The 13150-nt window shown below is 51.6% G+C and carries 11 protein-coding genes and 2 pseudogenes; 9 read left to right on the top strand and 4 right to left on the bottom strand.

Features of this window, described 5'->3' with window-relative positions:
• Positions 1–131: 131 nt before the first annotated feature.
• Together fepA and entD are read left to right on the top strand one after the other, a co-directional pair.
• Positions 132–2372 (top strand): siderophore enterobactin receptor FepA, encoded by a 2241-nt coding sequence (fepA, locus tag QUE34_RS03260; RefSeq protein WP_001034939.1) that lies wholly within the window; start codon positions 132–134, stop codon positions 2370–2372.
• Between the two features lie 174 nt (positions 2373–2546).
• Entirely contained in the window at positions 2547–3167 is a 621-nt protein-coding gene (gene entD, locus QUE34_RS03250; protein WP_077756944.1) for an enterobactin synthase subunit EntD, read from the top strand.
• Positions 3168–3288: 121 nt separating this feature from the next.
• Here entD and hokE (QUE34_RS03245) read toward each other — a convergent pair whose 3' ends face one another.
• A complete protein-coding gene (gene hokE, locus QUE34_RS03245; protein WP_000956465.1) occupies positions 3289–3441 on the bottom strand; it encodes a type I toxin-antitoxin system toxin HokE in 153 nt (50 codons plus the stop codon).
• Between hokE (QUE34_RS03245) and QUE34_RS28400 the strand changes: the two are divergent.
• A pseudogene (locus QUE34_RS28400) lies at positions 3410–3683 on the top strand (hypothetical protein). The gene hokE (QUE34_RS03245) and the pseudogene QUE34_RS28400 overlap by 32 nt on opposite strands.
• A gap of 107 nt (positions 3684–3790) precedes the next feature.
• On the opposite strand, the gene hokE (QUE34_RS03240) reads toward QUE34_RS28400, so the two are convergent.
• A complete protein-coding gene (gene hokE / locus QUE34_RS03240) occupies positions 3791–3943 on the bottom strand; it encodes a type I toxin-antitoxin system toxin HokE (protein ID WP_000956465.1) in 153 nt (50 codons plus the stop codon).
• Between hokE (QUE34_RS03240) and QUE34_RS28395 the strand changes: the two are divergent.
• From QUE34_RS28395 to ybdG, 6 genes and pseudogenes are all read left to right on the top strand, one after another.
• A pseudogene (locus QUE34_RS28395) lies at positions 3912–4171 on the top strand (hypothetical protein). The gene hokE (QUE34_RS03240) and the pseudogene QUE34_RS28395 sit on opposite strands and share 32 nt — an antisense overlap.
• A gap of 223 nt (positions 4172–4394) precedes the next feature.
• Positions 4395–5513 carry a YbdK family carboxylate-amine ligase gene (locus QUE34_RS03235; protein WP_105268418.1) on the top strand — a complete coding sequence of 373 codons (1119 nt, stop codon included), beginning with the start codon at positions 4395–4397 and terminating at the stop codon, positions 5511–5513.
• Between the two features lie 65 nt (positions 5514–5578).
• On the top strand, positions 5579–5827 hold the full coding sequence (locus tag QUE34_RS03230) for a DUF1158 domain-containing protein (protein ID WP_000682514.1): 249 nt from the start codon (positions 5579–5581) through the stop codon (positions 5825–5827).
• 64 nt (positions 5828–5891) lie between these two features.
• Entirely contained in the window at positions 5892–6260 is a 369-nt protein-coding gene (locus QUE34_RS03225) for an MmcQ/YjbR family DNA-binding protein (protein ID WP_000360942.1), read from the top strand.
• A 94-nt stretch (positions 6261–6354) separates the two neighbouring features.
• Positions 6355–7008, top strand: a complete 654-nt coding sequence (gene nfsB, locus QUE34_RS03220; RefSeq protein ID WP_000351455.1) for an oxygen-insensitive NAD(P)H nitroreductase — start codon at positions 6355–6357, stop codon at positions 7006–7008.
• Between the two features lie 107 nt (positions 7009–7115).
• On the top strand, positions 7116–8363 hold the full coding sequence (gene ybdG, locus QUE34_RS03215; protein ID WP_001153126.1) for a mechanosensitive ion channel YbdG: 1248 nt from the start codon (positions 7116–7118) through the stop codon (positions 8361–8363).
• Between the two features lie 156 nt (positions 8364–8519).
• Here the strand turns inward: ybdG and pheP are convergent, their stop codons facing one another.
• Both pheP and cusA read right to left on the bottom strand, forming a co-directional pair.
• Positions 8520–9902, bottom strand: coding sequence for a phenylalanine transporter (pheP, locus tag QUE34_RS03210; RefSeq protein WP_024211934.1), 1383 nt, complete (start codon positions 9900–9902; stop codon positions 8520–8522).
• 101 nt (positions 9903–10003) lie between these two features.
• Complete coding sequence (gene cusA, locus QUE34_RS03205) at positions 10004–13147, bottom strand: Cu(+)/Ag(+) efflux RND transporter permease subunit CusA (protein WP_103253839.1); 3144 nt, start codon at positions 13145–13147, stop codon at positions 10004–10006.
• Between the last annotated feature and the right edge of the window lie 3 nt (positions 13148–13150).

Here is a 13150-nt window from a genome sequence, read left to right as displayed (position 1 = left end):
GCGGACATTAATTAACCAACTGCACTGCGTGTCTTTCAGGATCAAAGGTTTTCGCGGTAGCGGGATACGTCGTATTGATGACGACTACGCCCGACAGTTGCAATTCGTGGCAAAAATGCAGGAATAAAACAATGAACAAGAAGATTCATTCCCTGGCCTTGTTGGTCAATCTGGGGATTTATGGGGTAGCGCAGGCACAAGAGCCAACCGATACTCCTGTTTCACATGACGATACTATTGTCGTTACCGCCGCCGAGCAGAACTTGCAGGCGCCAGGCGTTTCGACCATCACCGCAGATGAAATCCGCAAAAACCCGGTTGCCCGCGATGTATCGGAGATCATTCGTACCATGCCTGGCGTTAACCTGACAGGTAACTCCACTAGTGGTCAGCGTGGTAATAACCGCCAGATTGATATTCGCGGCATGGGTCCGGAAAACACGCTGATTTTGATTGACGGTAAGCCTGTCAGCAGCCGTAACTCGGTGCGTCAGGGCTGGCGTGGCGAGCGTGATACCCGTGGTGATACCTCCTGGGTGCCGCCTGAAATGATTGAACGTATTGAAGTTCTGCGTGGTCCGGCAGCTGCGCGTTATGGCAACGGCGCGGCGGGCGGCGTGGTTAACATCATTACCAAAAAAGGCAGCGGCGAGTGGCACGGCTCCTGGGATGCTTATTTCAATGCGCCAGAGCATAAAGAGGAAGGTGCCACCAAACGCACCAATTTCAGCTTGACCGGTCCGCTGGGCGACCAATTCAGCTTCCGTTTATATGGCAACCTCGACAAAACTCAGGCTGATGCGTGGGATATTAACCAGGGCCATCAGTCAGCGCGTGCCGGAACGTATGCCACGACGTTACCAGCCGGGCGCGAAGGGGTGATCAACAAAGATATCAATGGCGTGGTGCGTTGGGACTTCGCCCCTATGCAATCACTCGAACTTGAAGCGGGCTACAGCCGCCAGGGTAACCTGTATGCGGGTGACACCCAGAACACCAACTCTGACGCTTACACTCGCTCTAAATATGGCGATGAAACCAACCGCCTGTATCGCCAGAACTACTCGCTGACCTGGAACGGTGGCTGGGATAACGGCGTGACCACCAGCAATTGGGTGCAGTACGAACACACCCGTAACTCGCGTATACCGGAAGGTTTGGCGGGCGGCACCGAAGGGAAATTTAACGAAAAAGCGACACAAGATTTCGTCGATATCGATCTTGATGACGTGATGTTGCACAGCGAAGTTAACCTGCCGATTGATTTCCTCGTTAACCAGACGCTGACGCTGGGGACTGAGTGGAATCAGCAGCGGATGAAGGACTTAAGTTCCAACACCCAGGCGCTGACCGGAACGAATACCGGCGGTGCTATTGATGGTGTAAGTGCCACTGACCGTAGCCCATATTCAAAGGCAGAAATTTTCTCGCTATTTGCCGAAAACAACATGGAGCTGACTGACAGCACCATCGTAACGCCGGGGCTGCGTTTCGATCATCACAGCATTGTCGGCAATAACTGGAGTCCGGCGCTGAATATATCGCAAGGTTTAGGCGATGACTTCACGCTGAAAATGGGCATCGCCCGTGCTTATAAAGCGCCGAGCCTGTACCAGACTAACCCGAACTACATTCTCTACAGTAAAGGTCAGGGCTGCTATGCCAGCGCGGGCGGCTGCTATTTGCAAGGTAATGATGACCTGAAAGCGGAAACCAGCATCAACAAAGAGATTGGTCTGGAGTTCAAACGCGACGGCTGGCTGGCGGGCGTCACCTGGTTCCGTAACGATTATCGCAATAAGATTGAAGCGGGCTATGTGGCTGTAGGGCAAAACGCAGTCGGCACCGATCTCTATCAGTGGGATAACGTGCCGAAAGCGGTGGTTGAAGGTCTGGAAGGATCGTTAAACGTACCGGTTAGCGAAACGGTGATGTGGACCAACAACATCACTTATATGCTGAAGAGTGAAAACAAAACCACGGGCGACCGTTTGTCGATCATCCCGGAATATACGTTGAACTCAACGCTGAGCTGGCAGGCACGGGAAGATTTGTCGATGCAAACGACCTTCACCTGGTACGGCAAGCAGCAGCCGAAGAAGTACAACTATAAAGGTCAGCCAGCGGTTGGACCGGAAACCAAAGAAATTAGCCCTTACAGCATTGTTGGCCTGAGCGCGACCTGGGATGTGACGAAGAATGTCAGTCTGACCGGCGGCGTGGACAACCTGTTCGACAAGCGTTTGTGGCGTGCGGGTAATGCCCAGACCACGGGCGATTTGGCAGGAGCCAACTATATCGCGGGTGCCGGCGCGTATACCTATAACGAGCCGGGACGTACGTGGTATATGAGCGTAAACACTCACTTCTGATGCTAACGTCAGATTGTTGACAAAGTGCGCGTCGTTCATGCCGGATGCGGCGTGAACGCCTTATCCGGCCTACAAAAATCTTGCCAATTCAATATATTGCAGGATAGTGTAGGCCTGATAAGCGTAGCGCATCAGGCAGTTTTGCGTTTGTCATCAGTCTCTAATATGGTCGACATGAAAACTACGCATACCTCCCTCCCCTTTGCAGGACATACGCTGCATTTTGTTGAGTTCGATCCAGTGAGTTTTCGCGAGCAGGATTTACTCTGGCTGCCACACTACGCACAACTGCAACACGCTGGACGTAAACGTAAAACAGAGCATTTAGCCGGACGGATCGCTGCTGTTTACGCCTTGCGGGAATATGGCTATAAATGTGTGCCCGCAATCGGCGAGCTACGCCAACCTGTGTGGCCTGCGGAGGTATACGGCAGTATTAGCCACTGCGGGACTACGGCATTAGCCGTGGTATCTCGTCAACCGATTGGCATTGATATCGAAGAGATTTTCTCTGTACAAACCGCAAGAGAATTGACAGACAACATTATTACACCAGCAGAACACGAGCGACTCGCAGAATGCGGTTTAACCTTTTCTCTGGCGCTGACACTGGCATTTTCCGCCAAAGAGAGCGCATTTAAGGCAAGCAAGATACAGGCCGCTCAAGGTTTTCTGGATTATCAGATAATTAGCTGGAATAAACAGCAGATCATCATTCGACTAGAGGATGAGCAGTTTGCTGTGCACTGGCAGATAAAAGAAAAAATAGTCATAACGCTGTGCCAACACGATTAATTGACAACATCTGGTACGATTCGCCCGCAGCCATCACTGACCACGGGCGAAAGTGTAAAGCAGGTGCCTTACCATCCTGACCTGACAACCGGATATGCGGGGATTGCTCCCCGCACAACGGCTACTTCTTCGGTTCGTAAGCGAGAACAGCCTTAAACTCAATATTACGTTCCTTTACGGTAAACTCACACAGCGAGTCGCCGACCAGAAGCGTAAATCCCAGCACTGTCAAACATAGCACTATGACCGCCACAAGGGCATATTTCGTCAGCATGTTTATATTGCCTCCATGCGAAGAAGGGACTACCATCCAAATTGTCTGGTTTGGAGTGGCGGCCCCAGGGTTGATAGAAATATCTCCTGGGGCTTCATCTTTCCAGACCTCAGAGTAAACCTGAAACCGGAAAGCTTCAGGCACCCGCCGTTATCTTACCCTTCCTTAGCAAAATAGCTGTTTATTTATACAGTAAATCCTGTTCCGGACTTTTCATTGGTATTATCGCCCATGCCAGTTAAACGAAATCGCCCGCAGCCATTGCTGACCGCGGGCGAAAATGTAAAGCAGGTGCCTTACCATCCTGACCTGACAACCGGATATGCGGGGATTACTCCCCGCACAGCGGCTACTTCTTCGGTTCGTAAGCGAGAACAGCCTTAAACTCAATATTACGTTCCTTCACCGTAAACTCACACAGCGAGTCTCCGACCAGAAGCGTAAATCCCAGCACCGTCAAACACAGCACTATGACTGCCACAAGGGCATATTTCGTCAGCATGTTTATATTGCCTCCATGCGAAGAAGGGACTACCATCCAAATTGTTCGGGTTTGGAGTGGCAGCCCCAGGGTTGATAGAAATATCTCCTGGGGCTTCATCTTTCCAGACCTCAGAGTAAACCTGAAACCGGAAAGCTTCAGGCACCCGCAGTCATCTTACCCTTCCTTAGCAAAATAGCTGTTTATTTATACAGTTGGTCTTATTTCGGACTTCTCACTACGCATTAGATCAACCGAAACTAAGCCAGTTTTTCCTTCGCCCCTCAATCGTCAAAATTCTCCGCCGCCAGCCAGCTCTGCCATAACTTGGCACATTGCAAAAGTAGCCAAATTGCTTCAGTAGCAATCAGTTCACCATCACCAAAAAAAAGAAACATTCCAGAACTTCCGCATCTCGCCCAGTCGCTCCCACTTCTATACTGAATAGAAAACGCCAACATAAGAGAAACCTATGCCATTACCCGATTTTCAAGTCTCTGAACCTTTTACCCTCGGTATTGAACTGGAAATGCAGGTGGTTAATCCGCCGGGCTATGACTTAAGCCAGGACTCTTCAACGCTGATTGACGCGGTTAAAAATCAGATCACTGCCGGGGAAGTAAAGCACGATATCACCGAAAGCATGCTGGAGCTGGCGACGGATGTTTGCCGTGATATCAACCAGGCTGCCGGGCAATTTTCAGCGATGCAGAAAGTCGTATTGCAGGCAGCCGCAGACCATCATCTGGAAATTTGCGGCGGTGGCACGCACCCGTTTCAGAAATGGCAGCGTCAGGAGGTATGCGATAACGAACGCTATCAACGAACGCTGGAAAACTTTGGTTATCTCATCCAGCAGGCGACCGTTTTTGGTCAGCATGTTCATGTTGGCTGCGCCAGTGGCGATGACGCCATTTATTTGCTGCACGGCTTGTCACGGTTTGTGCCGCACTTTATCGCCCTTTCCGCCGCGTCGCCATATATGCAAGGAACGGATACGCGTTTTGCCTCTTCACGACCGAATATTTTTTCCGCCTTTCCCGATAATGGCCCGATGCCGTGGGTCAGTAACTGGCAACAATTTGAAGCCCTGTTTCGCTGCCTGAGTTACACCACGATGATCGACAGCATTAAAGATCTGCACTGGGATATTCGCCCCAGCCCCCATTTTGGTACGGTGGAAGTTCGGGTGATGGATACCCCGTTAACCCTTAGCCACGCGGTAAATATGGCGGGATTAATTCAGGCTACCGCCCACTGGTTACTGACGGAACGCCCGTTTAAACATCAGGAGAAAGATTACCTGCTGTATAAATTCAACCGTTTCCAGGCCTGTCGCTATGGGCTGGAAGGCGTCATTACCGATCCGCATACTGGCGATCGTCGGTCACTAACGGAAGCCACCTTGCGTTTACTGGAAAAAATCGCCCCTTCCGCAGATAAAATTGGCGCATCGAGCGCGATTGAGGCCCTGCATCGCCAGGTCGTCAGCGGTCTGAATGAAGCGCAGCTGATGCGTGATTTCGTCGCCGATGGCGGCTCTCTGATTGGACTGGTGAAAAAGCATTGTGAGATTTGGGCCGGAGAATAAGTCGGGAATTGCCTTACAGAAGAATATCCCTGACAATGGTGTTTTAACTTACATTTAACAATGTTATGAAACACCCTTTAGAAACCTTAACCACCGCAGCAGGCATTTTGCTGATGGCTTTCCTCTCTTGCCTGCTGCTGCCCGCCCCCGCACTGGGGCTGACGCTGGCACAAAAACTGGTGAGCACGTTCCATCTGATGGATCTTAGCCAGCTTTACACTTTATTGTTTTGCCTGTGGTTTTTAGTGCTGGGCGCAATTGAGTATTTTGTTCTGCGCTTTATCTGGCGACGCTGGTTCTCGCTGGCGGATTAAACGTCGATTATCGCCGTACTTCACGGCATACTTTGCTTATTCTCCTTCGCCTAAAGGAACGTTTATGGATAAGCAATCACTGCACGAAACGGCGAAACGCCTGGCCCTTGAGTTACCCTTTGTCGAGCTTTGCTGGCCTTTTGGCCCGGAGTTCGATGTTTTTAAAATTGGCGGCAAGATTTTTATGCTGTCGTCGGAGCTGCGCGGCGTCCCCTTTATCAATTTGAAGTCCGATCCACAAAAATCCCTGTTAAATCAGCAGATATACCCGAGCATTAAGCCAGGGTATCACATGAATAAGAAGCACTGGATTTCAGTGTATCCAGGCGATGAGATCTCCGAAGCGTTACTGCGCGATCTTATCGATGATTCATGGAATTTAGTGGTTGATGGCTTATCTAAACGCGATCAAAAAAGAGTGCGCCCAGACTAAAAGCGAAAATCTATAGCGCATTTTTCTCGCTTACCATTTCTTGTTGAACCTTGTAATCTGCTGGCACGCAAAATTACTTACACATGGAGTCTTTATGGATATCATTTCTGTCGCCTTAAAGCGTCATTCCACTAAGGCATTTGATGCCAGCAAAAAACTTACCCCGGAACAGGCCGAGCAGATCAAAACGCTGCTGCAGTACAGCCCATCCAGCACCAACTCCCAGCCGTGGCATTTTATTGTTGCCAGCACGGAAGAAGGCAAAGCGCGTGTTGCCAAATCCGCCGCCGATAATTACGTGTTCAACGAGCGCAAAATGCTTGATGCCTCGCACGTCGTGGTGTTCTGCGCGAAAACCGCGATGGACGATGCCTGGCTGAAACAGGTTGTTGACCAGGAAGATGCCGATGGCCGCTTTGCCACGCCGGAAGCGAAAGCCGCGAACGATAAAGGTCGCAAATTCTTCGCCGATATGCACCGTAAAGATCTGCATGATGATGCTGAGTGGATGGCAAAACAGGTTTACCTCAACGTCGGTAACTTCCTGCTGGGCGTTGCGGCGCTGGGTCTGGACGCGGTGCCAATCGAAGGTTTTGACGCAGCAATCCTCGATGAAGAATTTGGTCTGAAAGAGAAAGGCTACACCAGCCTGGTGGTTGTTCCGGTGGGTCATCACAGCGTCGAAGATTTCAACGCTACACTGCCGAAATCCCGTCTGCCGCAAAACATCACCATAACTGAAGTGTAATTCTCCTTTGCCGGGCATCCGCCCGGCTATTTCCCCTCAGATTATCCTGATTTGCATAACCCTGTTTCAGCCGTCATCATAGGCTACTGTTGTATAAAGGAGACGTTATGCAGGATTTAATATCCCAGGTTGAAGATTTAGCGGGTATTGAGTTTGATCACACCACCTCGATGGTGATGATTTTCGGTATTATTTTTCTGACTGCCGTTGTAGTGCATATTATTTTGCACTGGGTAGTACTACGGACCTTCGAAAAACGTGCCATCGCCAGTTCACGGCTATGGTTGCAAATCATTACCCAGAATAAACTCTTCCACCGTTTAGCTTTCACCTTGCAGGGGATTATCGTCAATATTCAGGCGGTATTCTGGCTGCAAAAAGGCACCGAAGCGGCTGATATTCTGACCACCTGCGCGCAGTTGTGGATCATGATGTATGCACTGCTTTCAGTCTTCTCGTTGCTGGATGTTATTTTGAATCTGGCGCAGAAATTCCCGGCGGCGTCTCAGTTACCGCTGAAAGGGATATTTCAGGGGATTAAACTGATCGGCGCGATTCTGGTCGGCATTTTGATGATCTCGCTGCTGATTGGTCAATCGCCAGCGATTCTGATCAGCGGTCTTGGTGCAATGGCTGCCGTGCTGATGTTGGTATTTAAAGATCCGATTCTTGGTCTGGTGGCAGGTATTCAGCTTTCCGCGAACGATATGCTGAAACTGGGCGACTGGCTGGAGATGCCGAAATACGGCGCGGATGGCGCGGTGATCGATATTGGGTTAACCACCGTCAAAGTGCGTAACTGGGACAATACCATTACCACTATTCCTACCTGGTCTCTGGTTTCTGACTCCTTTAAAAACTGGAGCGGGATGTCAGCATCCGGCGGGCGACGTATTAAACGCAGTATCAGCATTGATGTCACCAGTATTCATTTTCTTGATGAAGACGAAATGCAACGTCTGAATAAAGCGCATTTGTTAAAACCTTATTTAACCAGCCGCCATCAGGAAATTAATGAGTGGAATCGCCAGCAAGGTTCTACGGAGTCGGTATTAAACCTGCGTCGAATGACCAATATTGGAACCTTTCGCGCCTATCTGAACGAATATCTACGTAACCATCCGCGGATTCGTAAAGATATGACCTTAATGGTACGCCAACTAGCTCCTGGCGATAACGGTTTACCGCTCGAGATCTATGCGTTTACCAACACCGTGGTGTGGCTGGAATATGAAAGTATTCAGGCTGATATTTTCGACCACATATTTGCGATTGTCGAAGAGTTTGGTCTGCGGCTTCATCAGTCACCAACCGGCAATGATATTCGCTCTCTGGCGGGTGCATTTAAGCAGTAATTAAAAAATCCGCTCTCATCGAATGGATGAGAGCGGATTCAGATGGTTGACTTCGTTTTGTCGGATGCGGCGTGAACGCCTTATCCGACTTACAGAATCGTTACAAATTGTAGGCCCGATAAGCTTGCGCATCGGGCAAATCAGCCTCACATCAGCTTAATTCGCTTTTCTACGCAATGTTTTAAACGCCACAAACAGGAATACAATCCACACCGGCAGCAAAATTGCCGACAAGCGCATATCATCCATCGTGCACATCAGCAGCAAAATCATGCCGAGGAAGGCAATGCAGAGATAGTTGCCGAATGGATAGAGCAGCGCCTTAAACTGTGTTTCACGCCCCTGACGTCGCATCGCCGCGCGAAAACGCAGATGCGCCAGACAGATCATAATCCAGTTCAACAGCAACGTTGCCACCACCAGCGCCATCAGCAGACCAAATGCTTTTTGCGGCAGCAGATAGTTGATCAACACCACCAGCGAAGTGATAGCCCCGGAAAGCATCAGCGAGTTAATCGGCACGCCGCGACGGCTGACGCGAGTCAAAAACTTCGGTGCATTACCCTGCACAGAAAGACCAAACAGCATCCGGCTGTTGGAGTAAACCCCGCTGTTGTATACCGATAATGATGCTACCAGAATGACGAAGTTCAGCGCAGAAGCCACCACGTTGCTGTCGAGATTATGGAAAATCATCACAAACGGGCTACTGTTGGATTTCACTTCCACCCACGGATAGAGTGCCAGTAAAACCACCAGTGAACCGATATAAAACAGCAGGATGCGATAAACCACCTGATTTACCGCTTTTGGAATACTTTTTTCCGGATCGCGCGCTTCAGCGGCAGTAATCCCAATCAGCTCCAGCCCGCCGAAGGAGAACATAATCACCGCCAGGGACAAAATCAGCCCATTCCAGCCCGTGGCAAAGAAACCACCGTAGCGCCAGAGGTTGTCGATACTGGCTTTCTCACCGCCGTGACCAGAAAACAGCAGCCACAGGCCAAAGCCGATCATACCGATGATCGCCAGCACTTTAATCAGCGCAAACCAGAACTCAGTTTCGCCATATAAGCGCACATTCACCAGGTTAACAGCATTGATGATAATAAAGAAGGCGGCAGCCCAGATCCAGGTGGGAACATCCGGGAACCAGTACTGCATATAGATGCCCGCAGCGGTGAGTTCAGCCATCCCTACCAGTACGAACATCACCCAGTAGTTCCAGCCTGAGAGGAAGCCCGCAAACGGTCCCCAGTATTTATAGGCAAAGTGGGCAAACGAACCGGATACCGGCTCCTCAACCACCATCTCGCCAAGCTGGCGCATAATCAGGAAAGCAATGATCCCGGCGACGCCGTAGCCCAACAATACAGCCGGACCTGCCATCTGAATCGCCGGGCCAATGCCAAGAAACAGACCAGTACCAATAGCGCCACCCAGCGCAATCAGTTGAATATGACGGTTATGTAATCCGCGATGAAGCGTCGGCTCTTTATTCGACGCAGTATCTTCCGATACGGTTGACGCGTTTTTCACGCCTTTCCCCTGTGTGTCTTTTTTGTTGAGGGGCACCTTTTAACATTTAGTGCCCATCGTCGCAAGACACAATCCACACGGTTAAACCGGGTATCTTGCTTTTATTTCCGTACCCGGTGTCGGTGCAGCCACATCAGCTTATACGCCGCCGGAATAATAAACAGCGACAGCAAAGGTGCGGTAATCATGCCGCCAATCATCGGCGCGGCAATCCGGCTCATCACCTCTGAACCTGCCCCCGTTCCCCACAAAATCGGCAGCAGACCCGCGATAATCACCGCCACCGTCATCGCTTTCGGGCGCACGCGCAGTACCGCGCCGTGATATAACGCTTCATCCAGCTTCTGCTCGCTGAATGTTTGCGGATTATCCAGGGATGGATCTGCCTCTATGGCGTGACGTAAATACATCAACATCACCACGCCAAATTCGGCGGCGACCCCGGCGAGGGCGATAAAGCCAGTGCCCGTCGCCACGGAAAGATGAAAGCCCATCCACCACAGCAACCAGATGCCGCCCACCAGCGCAAACGGTACGCTGCTGATAATCAGCAACGCTTCGCCCACGCGACGGAACGCCAGATACAACAGCACGAAGATGATCATCAACGTCATCGGCACCATGAGTTTCAGCTTATGGTTGGCGCGCTCCAGTAGCTCGAACTGCCCGGAGAATGCCACGCTGGTGCCCGGTTTTAACTGCACTTTCTCGGCAATCGCTTTTTGCAAATCGTGAACCACCGACACCATGTCACGATCGCGGGCATCGATATAAATCCAGCTTGTCGGGCGCGCATTCTCGGTTTTCAGCATCGACGGTCCGGTAGAGACTTTAACGTCGGCCACATCCGCCAGGGTGATTTGCTGCTTCATCGGCGTCAGGATCGGTAGCTGGCGCAGCGCCTGTGGGCTATCGCGCCAGCTTTGCGGATAACGCAGATTAATTGGATAACGGGCAATCCCTTCCACCGTTTCACCAACCATCGCACCGCCCACCGCAGAAGTCACAAACAACTGCACATCCGCCACCGTCATACCGTAACGCGCGGCTTTTTCACGGTTGATCTCAACGTTGATATAGCGCCCACCTTCCAGACGCTCGGCAAGGGCAGAAGCCACGCCTGGCACCGTTCGCGCCACTTCTTCAATTTGCTCCGCCATCGCGTCGATATCCGCCAGCACAGTGCCGGAAACTTTAATGCCGATGGGGCTTTTAATGCCAGTCGAGAGCATATCGATACGGTTACGGATTGGCGGCACCCACAGATTCGCCAGCCCCGGCAGACGCACGGTGTTGTCCAGTTCCTCAATGATTTTGTCCATCGTCATGCCTGGCCGCCACTGATCCTGTGGCTTAAGCTGGATGGTCGTTTCTACCATCTCCAGCGGTGCGGAGTCGGTGGCGGTTTCCGCTTTCCCGGTTTTGCCAAACACCCGCGCCACTTCAGCTACGCTCATAATCAGCTTGTCGGTTTTTTGCAGCATACTCGCCGCCTCCGCTGCGGAAATCCCCGGCAGTGTCGATGGCATATACAACAAGTCGCCTTCATTGATCTGCGGTAAAAATTCTCCGCCAACTTTATTGAGCGGCCAGAGAACCGTCAGCACCGAAAGCGCCGCCACCAACAGCGTGGTTTTAGGCCAGTGCAGTACTTTCAGCAACAGCGGATGATAAACACGAATCAAAAAGCGATTGAGCGGATTACTGCTTTCTGGTGGAATTTTGCCACGGATCCAGTAGCCCATCAGGATCGGGATCACTACGATCGCCAGCAGCGCCGCGCCCGCCATCGCATACGTTTTGGTGAACGCCAGCGGGCCAAACAGACGCCCTTCCTGCCCTTCCAGGGTGAAGATCGGGATAAACGACAGCGTGATAATCAGTAGACTGATAAACAGCGCTGGCCCCACTTCAACAGATGCATCGGTGATCACCTGCCAGCGCGTTTTATTATCCAGCGTGGCGTCAGGATGCTGGTGCTGCCACTCTTCCAGCCGTTTATGCGCATTCTCGATCATGACGATAGCGGCATCGACCATCGCCCCGACGGCAATCGCAATACCGCCCAGCGACATAATATTGGCATTCAGCCCCTGGAAGTGCATGATAATAAAAGCAATACACAACCCCAGCGGCAACGAAATAATCGCCACCAGCGCCGAGCGCACATGCCAGAGAAACAGCGCGCAGACTACCGCCACCACAATAAACTCTTCCAGCAGCTTGCCGCTGAGGTTGTCGATGGCGCGGTCAATAAGCTGGCTGCGATCGTATGTTGTAACTATCTCCACGCCTTCCGGCAGACTGCTTTTCAGCGTTTCCAGTTTGTCCTTCACGGCGGCGATCACTTCACGGGCGTTTTTGCCGGAACGCAGGATCACCACCCCACCTGCCACTTCGCCTTCGCCGTTCAGTTCGGCAATACCCCGGCGCATTTCCGGGCCAACCTGGACCTTCGCAACATCACGCAGATAGACGGGCACGCCATTTTCACTGGCTTTTAAAACGATGTGATTAAAGTCGTCGAGCGTTTGCAGATAGCCGCTGGCGCGCACCATATATTCCGCTTCCGCCAGTTCGATCGACGAACCGCCCGCTTCCTGGTTTGAAGCATCCAGCGCGCTTTTTACTTCGGCGAGACTGATGCCATATTGCGCCAGGCGCTGTGGATCGATAACCACCTGATACTCTTTCACCACACCGCCCACCGACGCCACTTCCGCAACGTCAGGGATGGTTTTTAGCTCATATTTGAGAAACCAGTCCTGCAATGAGCGTAAATCGGCCAGATCGTGCTTACCGCTGCGATCCACCAGTGCATATTCATAGATCCAGCCAACACCCGTGGCATCTGGCCCCAACTCGGCGCTGACTCCCGCAGGCAGTTTACCCTGTACCTGGTTGAGGTACTCCAGTACCCGCGAGCGCGCCCAGTACGGATCGGTGCCATCTTCGAAAATGACATACACATAAGAGTCGCCAAACTGCGAGAAACCGCGCACAGTCTTCGCGCCAGGTACTGACAACATGGTGGTGGTTAGCGGATAAGTCACCTGATTTTCAACGATTTGCGGTGCCTGACCGGGATAGCTGGTTTTAATAATCACCTGCACATCGGAGAGATCCGGCAGCGCATCCACTGGCGTGTTAATGATAGTCCAGGTGCCCCAGATACTCAGAAACAACGCGCCCATCAGCACCAGAAAACGGTTCGCCACCGAGCGACGAATAATCCATTCAATCATTGG

The sequence above is a fragment of the Escherichia sp. KS167_9B genome (assembly GCF_030295215.1).
Taxonomy (GTDB): domain Bacteria; phylum Pseudomonadota; class Gammaproteobacteria; order Enterobacterales; family Enterobacteriaceae; genus Escherichia; species Escherichia coli_F.
This window is presented reverse-complemented; position numbering and strand designations above follow the sequence as displayed.